The 21,637-nt window shown below is 41.5% G+C and carries 13 protein-coding genes and 2 pseudogenes; 4 read left to right on the forward strand and 11 right to left on the reverse strand.

Annotation, left to right across the window (positions count from 1 at the left end; all coding sequences use genetic code 11):
* Positions 1-27: 27 nt before the first annotated feature.
* The gene (locus BSR11_RS01550) at positions 28-351 is read right to left on the reverse strand and encodes a DOPA 4,5-dioxygenase family protein (RefSeq protein WP_072668743.1); all 324 of its coding nucleotides are present in this window, start codon (positions 349-351) and stop codon (positions 28-30) included.
* A 174-nt stretch (positions 352-525) separates the two neighbouring features.
* A complete protein-coding gene (locus BSR11_RS01555) occupies positions 526-1,431 on the reverse strand; it encodes a LysR substrate-binding domain-containing protein (RefSeq protein WP_072668744.1) in 906 nt (301 codons plus the stop codon).
* A gap of 103 nt (positions 1,432-1,534) precedes the next feature.
* Between BSR11_RS01555 and BSR11_RS01560 the strand changes: the two genes are divergently transcribed.
* The 3 genes from BSR11_RS01560 to pcp all read left to right on the forward strand — a co-directional run bounded on the left by BSR11_RS01560 (position 1,535) and on the right by pcp (position 5,414).
* The gene (locus tag BSR11_RS01560) at positions 1,535-2,800 is read left to right on the forward strand and encodes a D-amino acid dehydrogenase (protein WP_072668745.1); all 1,266 of its coding nucleotides are present in this window, start codon (positions 1,535-1,537) and stop codon (positions 2,798-2,800) included.
* 255 nt (positions 2,801-3,055) lie between these two features.
* Positions 3,056-4,600 carry an alanine/glycine:cation symporter family protein gene (locus tag BSR11_RS01565; protein WP_072668746.1) on the forward strand — a complete coding sequence of 515 codons (1,545 nt, stop codon included), beginning with the start codon at positions 3,056-3,058 and terminating at the stop codon, positions 4,598-4,600.
* 166 nt (positions 4,601-4,766) lie between these two features.
* On the forward strand, positions 4,767-5,414 hold the full coding sequence (gene pcp, locus BSR11_RS01570) for a pyroglutamyl-peptidase I (protein WP_072668747.1): 648 nt from the start codon (positions 4,767-4,769) through the stop codon (positions 5,412-5,414).
* A 154-nt stretch (positions 5,415-5,568) separates the two neighbouring features.
* On the opposite strand, the gene BSR11_RS01575 is transcribed toward pcp, so the two are convergent.
* The 5 genes and pseudogenes from BSR11_RS01575 to BSR11_RS01595 all read right to left on the reverse strand — a co-directional run bounded on the left by BSR11_RS01575 (position 5,569) and on the right by BSR11_RS01595 (position 15,920).
* Positions 5,569-10,239, reverse strand: a complete 4,671-nt coding sequence (locus BSR11_RS01575; protein WP_072668748.1) for an InlB B-repeat-containing protein — start codon at positions 10,237-10,239, stop codon at positions 5,569-5,571.
* Between the two features lie 341 nt (positions 10,240-10,580).
* A complete protein-coding gene (locus BSR11_RS01580) occupies positions 10,581-11,171 on the reverse strand; it encodes an acetate uptake transporter (protein WP_072668749.1) in 591 nt (196 codons plus the stop codon).
* 245 nt (positions 11,172-11,416) lie between these two features.
* A complete protein-coding gene (locus BSR11_RS01585) occupies positions 11,417-12,874 on the reverse strand; it encodes a BCCT family transporter (protein WP_072668750.1) in 1,458 nt (485 codons plus the stop codon).
* Positions 12,875-13,130: 256 nt separating this feature from the next.
* A complete protein-coding gene (locus tag BSR11_RS01590) occupies positions 13,131-14,582 on the reverse strand; it encodes a chitinase (RefSeq protein ID WP_072668751.1) in 1,452 nt (483 codons plus the stop codon).
* A 173-nt stretch (positions 14,583-14,755) separates the two neighbouring features.
* Positions 14,756-15,920, reverse strand: a pseudogene (locus BSR11_RS01595) (IS3 family transposase).
* Positions 15,921-16,123: 203 nt separating this feature from the next.
* Between BSR11_RS01595 and BSR11_RS01610 the strand changes: the two are divergent.
* Positions 16,124-16,663: a hypothetical protein gene (locus tag BSR11_RS01610; RefSeq protein ID WP_240004028.1), complete on the forward strand. Its 540-nt coding sequence runs from the start codon at positions 16,124-16,126 to the stop codon at positions 16,661-16,663.
* A 117-nt stretch (positions 16,664-16,780) separates the two neighbouring features.
* Here BSR11_RS01610 and BSR11_RS01615 read toward each other — a convergent pair whose 3' ends face one another.
* From BSR11_RS01615 to BSR11_RS01630, 4 genes and pseudogenes are all read right to left on the reverse strand, one after another.
* Positions 16,781-18,622: an AAA family ATPase gene (locus BSR11_RS01615; RefSeq protein ID WP_072668754.1), complete on the reverse strand. Its 1,842-nt coding sequence runs from the start codon at positions 18,620-18,622 to the stop codon at positions 16,781-16,783.
* Positions 18,622-19,056, reverse strand: coding sequence for an ABC-three component system middle component 2 (locus tag BSR11_RS01620; protein WP_072668755.1), 435 nt, complete (start codon positions 19,054-19,056; stop codon positions 18,622-18,624). Before BSR11_RS01620 ends, BSR11_RS01615 begins: the two co-directional genes overlap by 1 nt.
* Positions 19,056-20,063: an ABC-three component system protein gene (locus BSR11_RS01625; protein ID WP_072668756.1), complete on the reverse strand. Its 1,008-nt coding sequence runs from the start codon at positions 20,061-20,063 to the stop codon at positions 19,056-19,058. The genes BSR11_RS01620 and BSR11_RS01625 overlap by 1 nt, the downstream gene beginning before the upstream one ends.
* Positions 20,064-20,305: 242 nt before the next feature.
* Positions 20,306-21,491, reverse strand: a pseudogene (locus BSR11_RS01630) (tyrosine-type recombinase/integrase).
* Between the last annotated feature and the right edge of the window lie 146 nt (positions 21,492-21,637).

The following is a 21,637-nucleotide window of genomic DNA, read 5'->3' on the forward strand; positions in this document are numbered from 1 at the left end:
CAACGGTTCTTTTAGAAAGCGGACCGACTAACGCAACGTCTCTTGATTGACACCGAGGTTCTCACCTAGCCACATCACTTGATGTTCACTATGATCATGCCAATCATCCCCAGAAACAGGATGAATTAAGACACTCAAAGGGCCACGCGCATTATCCAGCCAACCAATGAAGGATTTTTGCTGTTCGGTAAAATGAATTTCAAACATCGGTTTGCGATGGGGGCCAACCAAACGCGGAACCAAAGGAAAGATGGCACTAATCTGCTCGCGGCATTCAGCAATAATGGTTTGTTGCAAAGCATAAGCGAGTGGCTGCTGAGATAAATCAAAATAAACATGAGCGTGATACATCATTTACTCCTTGGGCAAGTAGGACAAGTTCTCACTATTATACGGGGCGTAGCGATGAAACCTAGCCTGAGTTTTTCAGCAACTTGGTTAAGATTTTTGAACGATCAGATTTATTCATCGTTACTTGCCAGTACATATCACCACTGAGTAAGCGGCCATCGCCAATCGTATCGATTAATCAGCTCGATAAACTTGCCCTTTTAACCATTCGATAAAAATCGCCGTAGTATCACTTTGATTATGAGCAATTAAGTAATAGCCAGCGTTCGCGGCTATTGGCTCAAATGGCGTGACTAATTTGCCCTGTTCTAATTCATTACTCAGTAGAGCCAGCCTTGCCATGGCGATACCAACACCCGCCTCTGCCGCCGACATGGCCATGTCGGTTCGATTAAAAAAATGGCCTTGATGCGTCGCCAATTCAATGCCCATTTCCGAAGCCCAGTACAACCACTCATAATCCCGAGCCGCTTTTGCCCATGGCATAGCATCATGCAACAAAACGACCTCGCGCCACGCCGATGGGCGACGTTCATGCGTCATTAAATCGGGATGAGCTGCCAGATAAGCTGGGCTCATCACTGGTAATAAATACTCTTCCAATAATAATTCTGCGTTGGCTTTAGGATAAGGAAACGGCCCGTAGTCAATCGCCAGATCAAAATCGCGCCGATCGCTATCTACCAATGCTCCTTCTGCGAAGGTTTGAATTTGAATATCAGGATAATGACGATAAAAGTCTTCCAGCCGGGGCACCAACCATTTAAAGGCAAATGATGGGGTGAGTTTTAAACGTATCTCACGTCGATTGGCTCGTTGGTTAAGATGCTCAATTGTACTGTCAATATCTTGCAAGCTACGTTGAACAACCACCAATAAGGTTTGCCCCGCTTCGGTCAACCGCACCCCTCGCGAGTGCCGTTCAAAAAGACTAAAACCTAATTGCGCTTCAAGCTGCAATAATTGCTGGCTAATCGCGCCCGTCGTAATGTGCAAACTTTTCGCAGCACTACTGAAACTGGTATGATGAGCGACCTGTACAAAGGTATGTAATGCTGCAAGGTAAGTATTCTTTAACATGGCAACAGCCTTTAGAAAAACTAAACACTGATGATAATTTTTATCGATTGTTAACAAAAGGTAAAGCAAAGAAACTACTTACGTTGTTAATTTGGAGGTTGTCATGGAAATTATTGTTTTAGGTAGTGGTGTTATTGGCTTAACCAGTGCTTGGTATTTATCACAAGCAGGGCACAGTGTGACGGTTATCGATCGTCAAGCCAGAAGTGCAGAAGAAACCAGTTTTGCCAACGCAGGGCAAGTTTCCTACGGTTATTCTTCGCCTTGGGCAGCCCCAGGTGTGCCGCAAAAAGCCATCAAATGGCTACTGGAAAAACACGCACCGCTGAAAATTAAGCCATCACTTGATCCCAAGTTACTCAATTGGACAACCCAAATGCTGGCGAACTGCCAGTTATCCCGTTATCAAGTCAATAAAGCTCGTATGTTGTCGATTGCTAATCATAGCCGAGAGTGTTTGATTGAATTGAATAAAAATTACGATATTCAATATCAAGGCCGACAAAAAGGTACCTTGCAAGTATTTAGGAAACAAAAACAATTGCAAGCGGTTGAAAAAGACATGCAGTTGCTGGAAGAAAGTGGCACTCGTTTCGAACTGCTGGATGTCGCTGGCTGCTTGAAACAAGAGCCGGGATTAACGCCGGTTCAAGAGAAACTGGTTGGTGGCTTGTATTTACCCGATGACGAAACTGGTGACTGTTATCTGTTTTGCCAGCAATTAACCGAATTGGCAAAATCAAAAGGGGTACGCTTTGAGTTTAACACTCAAGTGCAAGGCTTACTTAGCGAAGGCAATAAGATCACTGGTGTTCAAACCGATAAGGGATTGCTTAAAGCCGATGCTTATGTGGTTGCGATGGGTAGCTACTCTCCGGCGCTACTCAAACCATTTGGCATTGATCTCCCCGTTTATCCGGTAAAAGGATACTCATTAACCGTACCGATCCGTGACGCCGATTTTGCTCCGCAATCCACCGTGATGGATGAAACCTATAAGGTTGCCCTAACCCGTTTTGATGAACGGATTCGCGTCGCTGGAACGGCTGAATTAGCGGGTTTTGACCCTTCAATTCCCGAAGCGCGTAAAGCCACGATTGAAATGGTGGTGAAGGATCTCTTCCCTCAAGGCGGTTATTTCGAACAAGCGGAATTTTGGACTGGCTTTCGCCCCATGACCCCTGATGGCACGCCAATCATTGGCGCAACCAAGCTCGACAACCTTTATACTAACACTGGTCATGGAACATTAGGCTGGACGATGGCTTGTGGCTCTGCAAGCTTACTGGCCGATATTATCAGCCAACGTCCGAGTAAAATAAAAACCAGTGAACTCAACGTGTCTCGCTATGGTCAGGCGGTATCGTAGGACTATGAGCGTCTAATCAATCCGTAATGTCACCTCATTTCTGGCTCAACACCGTTAGGGTATATGAGCCATTTTTGTTGAGCCGCAATTACTCCCCGCACAAAACACCACTAAAAATTAACACAATAAGACCACTTACGTGATGAATACCACATAAACACGCAAGAGAGAAAAAACCAGTTAACAAAATAGTTACAAGAGATCTAAGATGTGGATGCAAAACAAACACAACAATTCGTTAACAGGGAAACTTTCATGCAGTCATTTGTTGATTTTATTAATGGAATAATTTGGAGCCCAGCCCTAGTGTATTTATGTCTTGGCGCTGGTTTGTTTTACTCAATCAATACTCGCTTTGTACAAGTTCGTCATTTCACAGAAATGTGGCGCTTGCTACTGTCAGGCAAAAGCTCATCAAAAGGGATCTCTTCTTTTCAGGCATTGGCCGTATCTTTATCCGGTCGAGTCGGAACAGGTAATATCGCCGGTGTCGCTGCTGCGATTGGTTTTGGTGGACCAGGTGCGGTATTTTGGATGTGGATGGTGGCCTTTTTTGGTGCTGCCACCGCCTATGCAGAGTCGACCTTAGCGCAAATTTATAAAGAAGAAGACAAAGATACTGGTCAGTTCCGTGGTGGACCGGCTTATTACATTGAAAAAGCCATAGGTCAAAAATGGTATGCATGGATCTTTGCCATTGCGACTATTTTAGCTTGTGGGGTTTTACTGCCGGGTATTCAATCGAACAGTATCGGTAATGCAGTTGAAATGGCGTTTGGCTCTGGAGAGATGGTCGAAACAGCCATGGGCACCTTTAGTTTTGCGAAGATCTTTACTGGTGCATTAATCTGTATTGTGCTGGCTTTCATTATTTTCGGTGGTGTTAAGCGTATTGCTCAATTTACTCAGTTTGTCGTTCCTTTTATGGCCCTGGCTTACGTTATCCTCGCCTTTATCATCATTCTTTTAAATATTACTCAAGTTCCCGCTATTTTCATTATGATTATTGGTGACGCTTTCACTCCTATGGCTGGCTTTGGTGCTGCTATCGGTTGGGGGGTTATGCGTGGCGTATATTCTAATGAAGCAGGTCAAGGCACAGGGCCTCATGCTGCAGCTGCAGCGAGTGTCCAACACCCAGTGCAACAAGGGTTAGTTCAGTCATTTTCTGTCTATATTGATACTTTACTGGTTTGTTCAGCCACTGCTTTCATGATTCTCATCACCGGCGCTTATAATGTTCACGGCGCAGAGGGGATGATACTGCAAAATTTACCAGCCGATATTGCAGCTAACAGCCCAGCCTTTACCCAAATGGCGATTGAAACCACCCTACCAGGGATTGGTAAGCCATTCGTTGCTATGGCACTGTTCTTCTTCTCATTTACCACGATATTAGCTTATTACTATATCGCAGAGACTAACATTGCCTACATTCGCCGTAGCTTCAAAATCAGTAGTGCTATGTTTTTGCTTAAAGTAGCCATGGTTGCTGTGGTGTTCTACGGTAGTATCAACACTGCTAATCTTGCATGGGCGCTCGGCGACGTTGGTGTAGGACTAATGGCATGGCTGAATATTGTTGGTATTTTAATTATCTTCTTTTTGGCTAAACCGACCATCGTGGCGCTAAAAGATTATGAAGAACAGCAAAAGCAAGGCGTTGAAGAATTTACTTTCAACCCCGTCAAGCTTGGCATTAAAAATGCCACTTATTGGGAAGAGAAATACCTACGTAAAACAGGCCAAGCTCCCACCGCTGAGCCTGAAGGTAAAACAACCGAGCAGCCAAGTACCTAATGAGTAAGGCCGCTTTGTAAACACAACCTGCTGTATATAAAAACAAAAAACAGTACCAAGGGTTAGCGATTGCTAACCCTTTTTTATATTTGCATAATGCTGAGTATGATAAAACCAAGCGTAGGGTAAACGGTTACGTCCCCCCGCTTTATAAGGATTTACATGGATGTTTAAAGTACTGATCACCGGCTTTGAGCCATTTGGAGAGGATAGCCTTAACCCATCACTGGCATTAATCAATGCACAACAACAACAACTACAACTCACAGGGGTTGAGGTGATTGGCTGTGTTCTACCCGTGGTTCGTTATCAAGCCGCTGAAACTGCGATTAAAGCCATTGAGATACATCAACCCGATCTAGTCTTGATGTTCGGGCAAGCCAGCGGACGCGCTGCCATTACGCCAGAGCGAATAGCCATTAATCTTGATGACTACCGGATAGCCGATAATTCTGGTCATCAACCGATCGATGAGCCCATTATTGCCGATGGGCCAGCGGCGTACTTTACGACCCTACCGGTCAAAACCATGGTGGAGGATTTACAACAAGCGGGGATCGCCGCCGAAGTATACCACTCGGCAGGAACCTTTGTCTGTAATCATCTGTTTTATTCTATTCAGCATTATTTAGCTCAACATGATATTCCGAGTGGCTTTATCCATATCCCAGCATTACCAGAACAAGTTCCAGCGACTAATCCATCACTACCCAGCTTAGGATTAGAACCGCTCATAGCAGCCGTACAAGTTATGATTCAAGCCTGTTATCACAGCAAACAAGACAGACAAATCGTCGGTGGCAGTGTGTGCTGATGAACTAAGTAATAACAAAAATTAAACTCTTGTTTATATGACGATATTTAAAACAGTAATGGGCTTAAATTTATTAAGCCCAACTCACTAAACAAAAAGCGCCTAGATATTCAGCCACAAATAAAATTACTATCTTATATAATCATAACAGCAGCTAAAAATTATAAATCAAACCTAATGTCAACATATGAACACCTTGATGCTCTGAGCGATAATGAGCAAGTTCTCCAAGTAGACTCCAATTAGAGCACCATTGATAACGCGCACCAATACTAAACATCCCTGAATGGCCATTACGAGAGAAGGTAGCTACTTCATGAATATCAACATCTTCTTTCCAAACAAAAATACCTGTGCGAGTAAAAAAATCAATGCTGTCGGTAACAGGTAGTAAACCAATAATAGAAAAGTCCACACCACTTCCTGAACTAGGTAAACTATTTTTATAAGTATCAACAGGTAATAAAGGATCAATATCTATCTGAGTTTTTACTTTACCTAAATCAACATAGCCAACCTCTAAAGCAAAATGCTTATTCAATTTAAAGCCACCAAAAATACGTAAACCGAATCGTTCAGAATCAAGTGAGTTAACTTGATTACCAGAAGAAAACTGGTCAAGGCGAGTCTGCACCGAGCTTTTTGACTCTCCGCCAAACACGCCGCCTAATTGACCGCCTAAATACCAAGAACCTTCATTACGAGGTTCGGAAGCCACAGATGGAAACGATAGGACTATCATCATCGTAGTAATAATCAAGATAGACGAGTGCTTAGTACCTAGTAACGAGCTTATCGAACGACGATAAACCCCTAGCACAACAATAGCCAAAAGGTACATGATACTCATCACACCTCCCGAGCTAACAACTTGTATTGGCTGGGTTGTTTTATCTTGTTCAGCTAAACCGAGGGCAAGTGTTCCTGGATCTCGAATCACTCCATCAGCTCGCCCATCAATATCGTTGGGCCCACCATCTTCGATAATTAAGCGAATACAACCATGACCAGTTATCAATCCCGATTGCCAACGAGGAGAACCGCTCCATGGGCATATACCATTAATCCGAGGCGCAGAATGAAGTTGATTCGCTAAACCATCACTTTCAAAGTCTCTCCAGCCAGATTCTCCATGCCACTTTCTCCACGTTGCATTCTCTGGGATCACTGTACCTTCTGGCAATGGAACAACGACTGGCACTGATTGCCCTGGGAATTGTAACTCACTTATTTCAAAATCAATTAAATAACCCAAGTGCTCAAAGCGGGTATCGTTACGGTTACTAGCAGGGTTACCTTGGCTATCTTTCAAATTATCGGTGTTGATACCGATCCCGAAACTATCTTCACTCCAAGATACTTGTTCAGCATTTTGTCCCATTCGTAAACGATACCCAGAGGGCACTTCTAATAAAACATCTGAACTGAGTGTTCCGGCACACTGATTGTTACCAACAGCCCTGAATTCACCAGCAGAACAAATAGGTAACCGATGTGAACCATTTTGTTCCTGTTGTTGAATAAGTTGGGTATAAGATTCTGAAATGTCTTCAACAATTCTCAATCTCTCTTCTATCAATAAACGACGTCCATCTTCATGAGTTACCTCGATACGAATTGGATGAACACCAGCCCCCAAAATGGCTGGCGAGATACTGGTTGAGCTTCCTGTTACAGAGTTAAGCAAAGGCGTTGATCTGCTCCAATCGAAACTCTGAGCTTGTGGAGCATTCACTACGATAGATATATCTTCGTCATTTAACCGAGCAACTTGCTCAGACATCGTCAGCTGTGCAACAAATGGCATTTGTTGAGGTAAACGAAGTTGAACAACATGCTTATCTGGCGTACCTACCATAACGGTATCTTGCATCGCCTCCTGATTCAGAGAAACAACCACTTGCTCACTGACGCTATTCGGAGTAGCAAGAAGAGTAATCACTGATTGTGTTCCTTTACCTTGAGTAACTGCAAAACTTCCACTAGGTAAGGTTAAAGTTTGTTCTGAAGTCACTAAATTAGATAATAAGAGATGGTTTTCTATCTCGTATTCAATATCTATGGTGGCAGATTCTAAGAGCCCATTAACTATCAATCGAATTTCAACTGCATCGCCATCCGTACCAAATTGACGGCTACTTGCGAAAGCCAATTGAGGCAAAACTAAAAACTCAACAACAACAATAGTTTGATCTTCATTTTGAAAAATTACCTCGTAGCGGCCTGCAATCGGAGATTCGAATACATAAACACCTTGCTCATTGATCCACAACACTACATTACCGGTTGCTTCATCAATCAAAAGATTCGGATGTTGTCCGGGAATGAGCCTCGTTGTTTCTTCTCCGCGAATGATACTACTTTCAATAAACTGGCCATCATTCTCAGAAAGGAAGCGTAACTCTTCTCCAATAGAAATTTTACTGCTTTCTAAAGGCTCTCCGTCTTCGGTAATCAAAGGATTGTCTTGGCTAGGAGGAAGTATCACTCGCCACTGTGCAGTTACTGTCAAATTAGTCGCAGGCATAGAACTAGGCAGTGCTGGCGTCCAACCAACAAAGGAATACCCATCTTTTATTGGTACCTGTGGAGCATTGACTGTTGTTCCAAAGTCCTGTGTAATCGCCTCTACCGGGCTACCACCATCACTATTAAAAGTGATGGTGTACTGATTAACACTCCACTGAGCTGTTAGCGTAAGGTTCTCTGCTGGCATGGTAGCTGGAATGTCTGGACTCCAACCCAAGAAATGATGCCCTTCTTTGCTAGGAGTGAGAGGAGCAGCTACTTTTGAAGCAAAATCTTGAGTAATCGACTGAACTGACGAACCACCTGCACTATCGAACTTAATGGTGTATTGATTTCTTGCCCATTGTGCATAAAGCGTCACCTCACCAACGAGCTGAGTAATGTTATCTCCTGCCATATAAGCCGTACCGCTACCATCCGCTTCATTATTCCAACCAATAAAACTAAAACCTATTTTGGTGAGAGTTCCCTGATCAGGATAAACATCTTCTCCTTGATAAAGCGGTGCTTCTCCCTCATCAGCCCCATTAGCCTCAAAACTCAGTAAAAAACCATTAAATTGATAGGCTCCAATATCAACACTGTCAACACGTAAAAACCCTCGTTGATCATCTTTTGGAATCGAAGATCCACTCTGACCAGCACCAATAGCAGGGCTGCCAGATAAAAGCGCTAAAGTTTGAGTGGGCCCACCATTATCAGCTAAAGGCCCTAATAGTGGGTCTTCATTAAGTAAGTTATCTAGGGTTTCGTCATTAACAACAACTCTATTACCGACAACACTATGGCTGTAGAGCATTTTTTGACCCACAGGTACTGATACATCAGCACTATCCGCATCTAGGCCAGAACTATTGCCACTAATAATAGTATTAATAATCTGGTGAGTATTAGAACTACTAAACTCTTGTCCTATACCTCCTCCCCAACCTGAAGAATGATTATTTACCAAAGTTGAGTTGATTAAAATCAAAGTACTACCAGAACTAGGAGCGATAGTTCCACCTTGTGTTGAATTAGAAGGACTAGCGGCAGTTAGGCTATTGTTATAAAAAGTAGAATTGGTAATTTCAGCCAAACCTGAGAAACGAATTGCTCCGCCCCACACCTGACCACCATTGGTTCGATGAGCGCTGTTTTCATCAAATAAACAACGATTAATGATTAGCCTACTGTTAGAATTTATTGCCCCTCCCCCACCAATAAAGGTGGAAACATTACGGTTATTGCTCAATCGACAACGTTCTAAAAACAATGGAGACTGAGCCTGAATGGCTCCACCATAGCTATTCCCCCCCGAAGCATTACCATTTTGTAAAGTGAGATCACTGATTCTAATTTCGGGTAAACCGGAGTTGATATTAAAAATTCTTCCTGTTTCTGATTCAGGGACTTCCATTGCTTGAATAATCGTGTGTTCAGCGCCAGCACCTCTAATGACTAATGCTTTATCGATCGTAATGTTTTTTTCGGTGAAAACTTCTGCTTCCAATTGCAAAATATCATAAGGCTCAGCAGCAGCCACTGCTGCTGCTATGGTGGCAAAGTCGCCACTGCTACCTACGGTATGCAAATCTCGAAATTGCAGCGTTAAATCATTGACTTGGGCATTAATATTGGCACCAGCATCCCCATTGATAAAAGCGGAATCCAATAATTGAAGAGTCAAATCCGTTACCGTATCCATTTGACCATTATTGTCTGCGTTACCGAGAATACTCAGCTCCAATTCACTACTGCTGTTAAATATTAAACTTGCAGTTAAGCCAACTGGAAGATGAGTTAAAACGGCCTTGCCTTGCTGTAGAAAGTCATCACCGACATGCCCACTAAAACCATCGCCATCCAACAGGTTATGGCTAATCAATACACTACCATCAAAACGGCCATCATTATGTAAGCTTTCAAATAGAGTTTTGCTACTAAAACTTACCACTGGGCCAGCAGGAAGCACCGTCGGTGCGGGGCTCGACCAACCGCCCCATCCACTTTCTGGCGGTGTATCCGCATCAGAAGTAACACGATAGTACATACCAAAACAAGACTCATACGGTTCGAGAAACCAGTTACCATAACAACGTTTTAGGTACCAGGTCTGTGCTCCTTCTTCTTCTTTACGAAAAGCAGGTACATCATCGACAAGTCCATATTCCATATACAAACCATTGGCATCATCATCACCAGCATCACTGACGATATAAGCCGCTTGAGCCGTTGACATATAGAAAATAGCAAGCATAAACACAGTGATAAAATACCGCATCCATAGGTTGCTTTTGCTAGTCATAACATCCATGTGTAAGCCCTTTCTATTCACTCCATTTATATACAAACTAGGGCATAGTTTAAAAAAACACCAGTTAATGTGCTTGTTTTTATCTTTATGAAAGCCATTAAACCTAAGCAACGTTTGCTAAAGATAGAGAGCAATAAGCTGGCCACAATTCATAAATTGAATGACTACGAAGAATAATTGAAAAGGTAAATACGTAAGGGTCGATAGATATAGAGAGAATATGATTGGGGTAAACGAACGTAGCCAATACGGCAGCCGCTCTTCAAGTTGGAAGGAAATAATACGAAAAAGCCCACACATAGAGAATCTAAAGTTTGCTACGTGTGGGGTGATTGAGATGACTAAGCCGTTAATGGCCTTGCTGTTTCTACTTTACGCTTAGCACCAATAGGTAATACGGTTCTGCCATATTCATTATTGATCACTTGCGCCATGGCAAAATAAATCGCACTCGCACCGCAAAAGATACCTTCAAAACCGGCAATTGTGCCAATCAGCTCACTACCAGTAAAATCACGGATCGCCAGTAAAGCAAACAAGATAGTTAACGAACCAAACACAACTTGTTTAGCTAATGGGTAGCACAATGAACCAATAAACATGAAGCCAGTAAAAATGCCCCACAAGGTTAAATACCAGCCCATAAAATGAGCAGGACTGGCTGGCAGCCCCATATATGGCATCACTAATAGACCAACTAAGGTTAACCAAAATAAACCGTATGAGGTAAACGCAGTGGTACCAAAAGTATCCCCGCGTTTAAAGCACATGATGCCAACAATCACTTGGCTCAGACCTCCATAAAAGATCCCCATAGCCAAAATCATTGAATCAATTGGGAAGAAACCAGCATTATGGATATTAAGTAGAATTGTTGTCATACCAAAACCCATCAAGCCAAGCGGCGCAGGGTTAGCAAGTTGCGTCGACATTCACATTACCTTCAAAAATGTTAATAAAAATTACGCGCGAAGTTTAGTGAACAAGTCGTAAAAAAGGAAAAACCATTAATGAAAACTTAGATTACATTTATACAACTTTTGTTACATTTAGCATTCTATAGTCAAAGGGCCTGAACTATCAGACAACCAAGGATGGATCAGACCTCATGCCTTTGCTGGTCATCCGCCTATCTCTGCCCTCAATTAATACCGAGAATAACTCAGCTTAAGTTATTTTAGCCCTCTGGTTCAGCGGCTTGAGCTGAGGATGAGCCGCGAGTTAGCAAGGTAAAGCAAGCTTGTGCAATTAATACAAACGTAAACGGCAGTGCCCCTGCGATAGCAATCTGTTTATTGAGATCAACATCGTTAATCGTAACCAAGGCAATAGCTAAAGTGACCACAATCACTGACCAACTAATCTTACTGGTCAAACGTTGATCATTGGTCAACATCCCAGCGGCATAGATAGCCGAGTCAGCACTTGAAATCACAAACGTCAGTAACAATACCAGCGCCACTATCGCTAATAGATTACTCGCCGGAAGATGAGAGAAGAACACGAATAAGCCTTTGGTGTAATCATCACTGACTGCTGTGATCACTTCTTGTAGATAAAGGCTATCAAATATTGCGCCAGCAAAACCGGAAAACCACAAAACAGAAGCAAGTGTCGGAATAAGCACGGTACAACATAAAAATTGTCGAATGCTTCGTCCGCGACTAATACGAGCAATAAATGGCCCAACAAACGGCGTCCACGCTATCCACCAGACCAGATAAATCACCGTCCAATTTTGACTCCAGCTTTTATTTTCTCCCAGAGCACCAAGCGAAACTTGCGGCAAAATGTTGATATAGGTGACTAAAGAACTTAATAGGCGCTGAATAACCGCTAAGGTATCAACGTAAACCAATACCACGGCAAATAAAATCAACATCAACAAAACGTTAAAACGGCTGAGTTGTTTAATGCCCTTTTGTAATCCTAGTGCACTTGATGCAGTAAATAACACGCCAAGTAATACCGTTAAACCAATACGAAATATGGTTAAATCTCCTTGATAACCACTGACACTACGTATGCCTTGCTCAACCAGCGCCATGGTATTGGCAAGTACGCCTGCAATACCAAATAATATCGCCAATACGGCAATTAAATCCATGCTGGATAACCAACCCGCTTTATTGTGACCAACAAATGACGCACTGACTCGCATCGGTCTTTTTTGTACATAAGCCAACCATGCCATCATCAAACCAGCGAGTGCATACAAACTCCAAGCATGGATTCCCCAATGAAAATAGGTTAAGGCTAAAGCGAGATCTTTTTGATCCCCTTGATAATCGATACTTGGCAGATGATTAAAATGGAAAATCGGCTCTGCAACGCCCCAAAAAATTAACCCCGATCCCATTCCTGTAGTAAAGAGCATGATGAGCCAAGTCGAAAAAGAAAACTCTGGTTGACCATCACCAAGCGTTTTTTTGCCGATTGGGCTGACACAAAGTGCAATACACAATATAACGGCCAAGCTGGAAAGAAGGATTATTTGATCGTCAAACTGCTCAATACTCCATTGGGTTAATTGAGCAAGTTTAGCCACGCTGATGCTAGGGAAAGCGACAAAAAAAACCGCAATTAAAGCGGCAAAAAAAATCAGGCGGTGGGAAGCTTGTGGTAGAAAAGTCATGATGATCAAATAGTAGTTAAGTCAATCGGCATGACCTAATACGCGATTAATTCGCTAATAGGTCATCAGAAACCATTTTTAAGTACGATCCCGTAACCATACAGAGAACATACTCAAACTATGGTGTCTGTAGCTTAACACAGTTTATTTTCATTTTTGTAACCTTGATGCTCACCTCCTGCCCTTTGTCGATAAAAGCAGCAGACAATATAAGTTAATCCATGCCGCCTGCTGCTTTAAAGATAACGCTATTTATCTAGGGCTGTGTAATCGCTATCCAAGGATCACCCGCCGTTGGTACATCACCTTGCGACCACCATTTCGCTTGATATACCCCACCTTGATAAGTCACGAGATCACCAGCATAGTAAACTTTACTGGCTTGCCATAGCTCTGTTCCTTCAACCGGTGGCTCATCTGGCTGTTCAGGCTCGGTTGACTCTAATTGTTCCACCACTCGTACTTTAGGCCAGCTAGCGTGAGACTGATAATAGTTAGTCACACACTTTTCATAATCGCCTTCAACCAGAGCTGAATAGGCGGTTTGAAAGCCGATTAAATTACATTCAAAAGAATAGCCACCGGGACGATCAGGATAATAACGCCAGTTACCATCCCAATTGGTGTAAAGGACATCCGTTGCGCCATTTAAATTTAAGCTGCCATAGGGCGTTTGTTGCCAACAAGTATTCAGCTCATCAGTTTCAATCGGGATCTGATAATGCTCAGCCAAACCTTCCCAATAACGAATCCGGTTAACCGGCTGACCTTTATCTTTGTTTTGCTCGCCACACTCAATTCCACCATTAATGACATTGATGGTGGTACCAAATCCATAACCAATTCCTGCATCAATTTCACGTTGAGAAGGTGTCCAAGTTCGGTCGATAACGTGCAACATCGCCGGTTTAGGCGCTTGAGGCGTTAAAAAGAACCAAATCGCAGAAGCGAGATTCAACCAAGAGTCCGCGACTAATCCGGGATTATTCAACAATACAGAAGCATCACCATCAAACATCACCTCAGAAAAAGCACCGTAATTAAAGTGATAAGAAAGTTGTTTGGCACCACGACCAAAATAGCCTTGCCCATCACCACAAGGCCATTTCCGGTTTTGCCAATCATTTTGTCCACACCCAGTGGTATAACCGAGCTGTCCTTCCGACCAGCCCATTTCCCGAACATGGACAAGCGCTTGCTGCCACTCCTCCAATCCAAGTGGATTATCAGAAATATTATCTTTCGCTATATGACCACCCGTCTCTTGAGCAAAATGAGCAAAAGCCGTGATCACCGACTTTTTACAAATGGCATCGGCATCCCGTCCATCCTCATAATCACCACAAAAGGCGGGGAACTTGCCGATGGCCCTTAAAAATCGAGTATAGGTGTATTCTGGTGCAGCCATATGAGTGAGGAAATTCCATTCATGCTCAGGAAAAACCCTCTCTACTCGCTTCACATTGTCTGGATTACTCGCCAACCCCGGTTCAATACTTTCGACTAAACTATTGGGTGCTGTTCGTAAAGCTTGTGACCAAATCGCATACATAGGGTCAGCCGTTTTTTGCTGCTCAATGGCTTGTAGCTCAGCACGAGATACCACGTACCCAGAGCTATCGAGAGGATCGACTTGAATCGTCATTGCATAACTTGGCAGTGCACAAATAAGGCTCACCCAACAGGCCGTTTTATTGAGTATGAACATGAAAAAATCCCTCTTATTGATAAACGCCACTTTAGGATAAAGGCTATTCATCTGCTTTTAAGCAAAAACCAATGATGATAAGACGGTTTTGCGAGGCACTAGCGATCATCCTGCGTCCATACTGTATCGTGACATTTTTCTTGGAAGCACCACGACAAATGTGACTGTAGTGGTCAACTAAAATTGGCCACGGTTTTAGATTTTTCCCAATACAATCGTTCTGACTCATTGGGCGTCAAGCCACCGTTATACTGATGGGGCCTGAGCTGGCTATAATATCCAATAATGTAGCGGATGATCTCTTGTTGAGCCTCTGCAAAGCTACGATAACCTACTGTTGGAACCAATTCCGTTTTCAAGCTTCTAAAGAAGCGCTCGATCGGCGCATTATCCCAGCAATTTCCTCGGCGAGATAAACTTTGTTTTATTTGAAAACGCCACAGTAACTGACGGTATTGACGACTCGTATAGTGACTGCCTTGATCACTATGGAACATGACGCCTTTAGGCTTTCCACGAGACTCATAAGCCATCGAAAGCGCTTTGCCTGTTAATCGTGTATCAGGTGATACTGACATTGCCCAACCAATCACTTTTCGAGCAAAAAGGTCGATGACTACCGCTAAATACATCCAACGATTTCCCGTCCAAATATAGGTCACGTCACCCACCCAGACTTCATTTGGTGCCGTGACAGCAAACTGACGATCTAAGTGATTCGGGATTTCAATATGCTCTTGTGAGGCTTTACGGTAACGATGTTTTGGTACTTGGCAACTCACTAATCCCAGCATTTTCATTAGCTTAGTTGCTCGGTAACGACTCAGACTCACGCCTTGGTTTGTTACAATATCGGCAATGGTTCTTGCTCCCGCAGAACCATTGCTTGCCGCATAAGCTTCGCTAATCAAACTGCGAAGTTTTACGGTTTCCGCCTTTATTTCTGTTGGCCGTTTCAGCCAATAGTTATAACTGCTTCGATGAACATTGAAGACTTCGCATAATGTTTTTATGCTGTGGCTCTGCTTGAGTTTCTTGATCATCAAGAATTGTTCAGTGAGTCCGACATCAAGAGAGCCGTGGCTTTTTTTAATATTTCATTATGCTCTTCAAGACGAGCTAGCTTCTTTTTTAATTCACGAATTTCAATTTGCTCAGGTGTGATTGGTGACGCTTTAGGTGCTCTTGTTTTAATTGGCGAACCCACTTATCCATCGTAGATTTACCTACATTCATGGCTTTAGCCGCTTCAGTCACCGAGTAGTTTTGATCGAGCGCTAGCTGTGCCGCTTCCAGTTTGAATTCGGCACTAAATAGCCGTCTTGTACGTTTTGTCATAATGTCACCTATTAACTTATGAGATGATGATATCACCTCTAACTAAGTGACCAAATTCACCATACCACTACAAATCATTGTTTATGATTTGTGAAGGAAAGAAACCTAATAGATCAAAACTAGCATCTGATATCAGTTTAAAGTCGGATAAAAAAACACGACTGTGTGCCTTGTGTGGAAACCCTACAGAGTTTTCACAGTTCATGCACACATGGACAAAACACGGATATATTGAGAGAGAAAACAATGATCATGACAATGCTGAAGACAATGATGAAAAAGAAGGGAAAAAAAAGCGGCCGGATCTGAGTACGAATTACTGTCTAAACCATCGTCCCAAGCTTAATGGCCGATGGAACTCTCTATATAAGCAAGCCAAGCGCTCTGCAGAACAATTTGAGAAAGAAGTCTTGAGATTACAACGCCAAATCGCTCATCCAGACCGTCATAACGCTAAGTCCGGAGATAGATTAATTGATGAGTACTTTTATCACTTCATGCTGAACTCTTCACTGGCCCCAACTAATGTACCCGAACTGCGCAATTTAGCGCGCAAGATGGTAGATTCTCGGATAACGGACAATAAAAAACGCATGCTGGTTCTTCGCAAACAGAACAAATCTAATGAAGATATTGGTATATTGCTGGGTGAAATCACGGGTAAGCCGTTGTCAAACCAGGCAGTGTCTAAGGCCTTGGGAACGATTCGAGAAGAATTTCTATTATCTGGTTCGAAGATCTAAAAATTTTAGCGGCTAAAAGCACTAATTGACTACCAAAGATTCAATTAGGCAAAGAAGTAACTAAAGAATACGTTAAACCTATTCCACCACTAAGGTTTAACGTACTACCTTATAACCTTAGAGCAAACCAGCCCTTTGACCATTTTCAGCATTATTACCATAAAATGTATCTACACCAATACTATTTGTGATCGAATCGGGTATATCTATATTTTCGACAATAATAAATTGCCCAATATTATTTTCGGTTAAATATTTTAAGAAATGATAACTAACCTTAGTATTTGCCAACTTTTTCTCATCATCATCCAAATCTCCATGTTTACTTTTTAATGGGTCTCTATAAGTAACTAAAGGAGAATCGAGTACAATAATCCCTGGGTGGTAAAGGCTACTTTCCTTACAGTGTTTAAGGAGAGCAATTTTAAACACTGAATGTAATATTGCCCTAACTCCTTTGCCATTTAAACTTCTAGGCTTGCCATCGATAACCACATCAAAAGTAGAAAAGTCGAAAGAAACCTCATTATCACCAGGAAAATTTATTTGATTTAAAATATCTTTATATATTCTACAAAAATTATCTACAGCTTCGTTTTCAGGATAAAAATCATGGGATTTATATTTCTTCGGTGTAGGGGCGACTTCTGTTTCTTGGAGTTTTTTATAGAAAAGATTTATACGTTCAAGCAATCGGATATCTGATACAACAAGATTTCGCTCTTCCGTCAACTCTGATATTTTTTCATCAATAATCTTTATTTCTGGAGTTCTATTTTCAACTTCATCATCTATACACTTCAAGTCATAGCTTAAGCTTTGTGACCTTGAATAATAAGTATCTAGCTGGAATTTTAATTTTAATCTTGTTTCATTTAACTCTAATAATTTATATTTTATTTTTTTAATTTCTACTTGAGATGATCTAGCTAATTTTTCGACATCCATCAAGTCTTCACATATTTTCTCTGGTGTCTTACCGCAATGCTCACATTGAGCATGATGTCCGACGCCTAATAGGAATGCAGCTTCCTCTTGGGAACTCAATCTTTCGATATCGCTAATATATATTTTCTCTAATATTTCAAAATTAGCTAGATTTGATTTAATATTATCATTTCTTTCATCAACACTAATTAATTCATTGGCAATATTTCTTTTATTCTTTACAACTTCTGATAGAGACTCTTTCATCAAGCTCATACTATGATTTAACTTTTCTATCGCACTATCTAGCTTAACCTCTCTTTCTTTAAGATCTTCATAACTCTCATCTTTAAACATCAAATCAGATTGTAAAGTCTCTACAACATCTCGTAATACATCTAACTGCCCTTTCTTTTCGCTCTTAAATTCATTACCACGAACTACAGTTTTTACGTTAGAGTCATCATTTCCAGTAAGTAGAAACTTAAATATATTTTTATTTTTACTATCTTCGCTAGTATCTCCAACGACAATCGGAGAATTAGAACTAATTATTTTCTCCTCACTAGAAAAGAAAACCCTTGATAATAATCGTATTGTAAGAGAACTTTTTTCACCATATAGATTAGATGATATTTTTACATCTCTTAAACCGCTTAGATAAAAGTCACTAATATTTCTTACTGTTTTTGTTTCTTTTCCTACTTTAAAATAGCTATAAAAATTTGCACCATCTTTTTCTTCAACGAAATCATGATATATTTCAAAAGAGTTCGAGGGCCATTTTCTAAAAACAGTATAAGGTTTACTATTTAGATAAAGCTGCATTGCTACTTCTGAGTATTTTTCACTTTCTGGTTTAACCTCTTTAAGCTCCTCAGAACCAAACATATAATCTATAGCTTCAATTAATAGAGATTTCCCTGTATTCGAGGCACCATGCACAATATGAAGGTGATTGGAAAAATCAATCGATGCTTTATTATCATCACCAATAAATAGTATTTTATTTATAAAAAAACCAGAATTCATTAAAACACCTTATTTTCCAGAGTTATGTTAAACTTTTCAAATCCATTTTTGTTTAATTCTTTTGCTAGCCATTCTGAGATTGTAATTAATGATAACGAATAATTGGACTTCATTAGATCTAAGTAAGGACTGACATACTCTGATGCTTTATAAGCGACTCCATTATTTGTGTAATCAACTTCGACAAGCCCAAACTTTCTCATAAGATCAAGTCCTGATCTGACTTTCTCTCTACGGGAAAAGTATTCCCCCTTCCGATTAGGTGTTACTGGATGAAGACTTTCCGGGCCACCAAAGTCACTAGAATGAACAAGTATGAAATCAATTTTCATCAATCCATCAAAATCCATACTCTCTGGAAAGTATGAATCAAGAAAGCAGATAGTCCTAACACCTGCTTCTAACGAGCTATTGAAAACATGTGTATTGGACATTATTTTTTCCTCCAGTGTAACTTATCTTCATTAGCAAACTGATGACAATACCCTTGTTTGACGTCTATCTTTCCATGAATTGCTAATTTACCAGATGGCTGTAGTTTTCCAGCTTCAGATAAGACAGTACACATTCTTATAAATGAATTAGGATAATCTAACCTAAGAATTGGTTTTACACCTTTAAGTATTTCTTTCTCAAAGCAATCTAAAACACCATCTACTGTATTATCTCTATAAAATAAACGAAATGCTTCTGCACTATAAAAACGTTCTCTTTGCTCCACAAAGTCTTCTTCAAACTCATCATGGCCAACCACCTCTTCTGGCTTTGAGTATATTATTTGGTCATGATCACTATAAGCATCTAGAATTTTATTAACATAATTTAGTTCACTATCGTCGATATTTTTAGGAACCTCAACAGCTGGAGCACTAGGAAGTTCCCCGCCATATAAATCGACTAAAATTGCTCTAAAATTAGAATCATCGACTATATCATCTATTCCAATAATACTAATAGAAGAGAAATCATAACTTAAAATAAATTGTTCCAGATCTGGTTCAAGAATAATCTCCTTACCATCAACAATAGTGTCTTCACAATATTTACCCCAGTTTTCTATTAAACCTTTCTTCAATTGTGAGGGGTTTAATATCCAAGTTCTAAGGTTTCTATTAATACCTTTTGGCGCTACAAAATAGTAATTTTTTGGTTTTGAGAACTCACCTAAGTAAGAGTAATATAATATTTTTCCAAGCTCATGCATTCCTTTATCTGTTGGGACTGCTTTATTGTATTGTTTGCATTGATAGTTATCCCAATCTCCTTCAAATTTATTTGGAGTATAGAAACCTATTACGTCACAACCTCTATCACCGGCTCCCGCAGGCCGATGTACTGAGGCATACTTACTTGATTGGGCGCTTACCCACTTTCTAACCAATATCTCCAGTTCATCCGAACCCATTGATAGAATATAACGTGTGTAATCAAATATGTTCACATTCTCGTCCTAATGATTGATTAAGTGGGCAAGTCTCTGCCTGCCGCCATTTCCCTACTTATCGTCATTACAGCGAACTACTCAAATAATTGAAGTTACTATATTATTGACTGGCATAGGTATTCTATCATTTGAAAACTCTAGAACTATTCAAACTAACACATATAACAAAAAAAATTTGCTCAAAAGTAAATTTTATTGATCTAGCTATTGCTATAACCCTGATTAGCTCATTTACATATCTAGACTGTCCACTCATCAATCATGTCAGCCCAATCCTGCAACATGGCCGCGCGCTGTTCTCGGTACTCGGCTTTGTTGTAAACTGCCCTAACCCCTTTCTGCTCATGTGCCAAACATTTTTCTATCCAATCAGTGTTGTATCCAGCCTCATGCAGCAAAGTGCTCGCAGTTCGACGCAGGTCATGCGGCCCAAACTTACTTAGTGACTGACCTTCCTTTTGCGCGGCTTTGTATGTCAAATCCATGACTCGGTTCATCGTCGCACTACTCATGGGAGCATCTGAGTCATAACGGGAAGGAAGAATGTGATTAGACCCACCGGCAAATGTCTTCAAGGCGATCAGAATGTCCATCGCCTGGCGTGATAAAAATACTAGGTGAAGGTTACGCCGTTTCATCCTCTCTTTAGGTATCGTCCACAACGCTTCGCTAAAGTTAATTTCGCTCTAGGTTGCATTGGTTAATTCGCTTTTACGTACCATAGTCAGCAATAGCAACTTTACCGCAGCACGAATCGAAGGCGTGGTTCCTACCTTTTCCATATAGCGGTACATCAAACCAATCTCAGCCGGTGTTAACGTTCGGTCTCTTGGCTCAAACCGCGCGATACTTGCGGGCCTCACCAGGTCTGCCGGGTTCTCAACTTTCTGCCCTCTCTCAATCGCCCATCGATACACCTGGAGTACAATATCACGTGTGTACAGCCGTTGCCGGCGCTCCACGCTCTACTATCGTGTCAGTTAGTGCTCGTAGATCTTCATGGGTGATTTCGGTCAGCTTCTTATTGCCAAATTTGCTCACTAACTCTCGGGCATAAACTGAGCGACGCATATCCCGGGTAGAGTCGGCCATCTGATAGCCACGCAGCCATTTCTGAGCCCAGGCACCAAAGGTTTCAGCATCTTTCGTTCTCGCCTTCGCACGGGCTTTCTCTTTGGCCGGTGACTTTCCATCAGTAACCATTCTCTTCGCTTCATTGAGACGCTCACGCGCTTCTGCTAACGTGATGCCCCCTACTCCGTAGCGGCCAAAGGTAATGGTTTCTTGTCTGCCATTGATCGAGTAGTTGTAACGAAATGAGATAGAACCCGCAGTGGTCACAGCAACATAGAGGCCATCACGGTCATTGACTTTGTAAAGTTTATCTTTGGGTTTGAGATTGCGTAGCTTGGTATCAGTCAGCATGTTTTGACCTATTATTCTTGTTTGATACCATGCTGAAACCCCCCTAAAAAACCAGAAATTAATCTTTATAAAACAGATAGATATGAAAACTTAATACCATGCCCCATCAAAAACACTCAGCATGGTATCGGGCGTAATCCATGGCA

The sequence above is a fragment of the Vibrio injensis genome, from assembly GCF_001895205.1.
Lineage (GTDB): Bacteria > Pseudomonadota > Gammaproteobacteria > Enterobacterales > Vibrionaceae > Vibrio > Vibrio injensis.

Excerpts from the sequence above, each read along its gene's own strand:
- BSR11_RS01550 (WP_072668743.1), bottom strand. The coding sequence starts at position 351 with ATGTATCACGCTCATGTTTATTTTGATTTATCTCAGCAGCCACTCGCT.
- BSR11_RS01555 (WP_072668744.1), bottom strand. The coding sequence starts at position 1,431 with ATGTTAAAGAATACTTACCTTGCAGCATTACATACCTTTGTACAGGTC.
- BSR11_RS01560 (WP_072668745.1), top strand. The coding sequence starts at position 1,535 with ATGGAAATTATTGTTTTAGGTAGTGGTGTTATTGGCTTAACCAGTGCT.
- BSR11_RS01565 (WP_072668746.1), top strand. The coding sequence starts at position 3,056 with ATGCAGTCATTTGTTGATTTTATTAATGGAATAATTTGGAGCCCAGCC.
- pcp (WP_072668747.1), top strand. The coding sequence starts at position 4,767 with ATGTTTAAAGTACTGATCACCGGCTTTGAGCCATTTGGAGAGGATAGC.
- BSR11_RS01575 (WP_072668748.1), bottom strand. The coding sequence starts at position 10,239 with ATGGATGTTATGACTAGCAAAAGCAACCTATGGATGCGGTATTTTATC.
- BSR11_RS01580 (WP_072668749.1), bottom strand. The coding sequence starts at position 11,171 with ATGTCGACGCAACTTGCTAACCCTGCGCCGCTTGGCTTGATGGGTTTT.
- BSR11_RS01585 (WP_072668750.1), bottom strand. The coding sequence starts at position 12,874 with ATGACTTTTCTACCACAAGCTTCCCACCGCCTGATTTTTTTTGCCGCT.
- BSR11_RS01590 (WP_072668751.1), bottom strand. The coding sequence starts at position 14,582 with ATGTTCATACTCAATAAAACGGCCTGTTGGGTGAGCCTTATTTGTGCA.
- BSR11_RS01610 (WP_240004028.1), top strand. The coding sequence starts at position 16,124 with ATGCACACATGGACAAAACACGGATATATTGAGAGAGAAAACAATGAT.
- BSR11_RS01615 (WP_072668754.1), bottom strand. The coding sequence starts at position 18,622 with ATGAATTCTGGTTTTTTTATAAATAAAATACTATTTATTGGTGATGAT.
- BSR11_RS01620 (WP_072668755.1), bottom strand. The coding sequence starts at position 19,056 with ATGTCCAATACACATGTTTTCAATAGCTCGTTAGAAGCAGGTGTTAGG.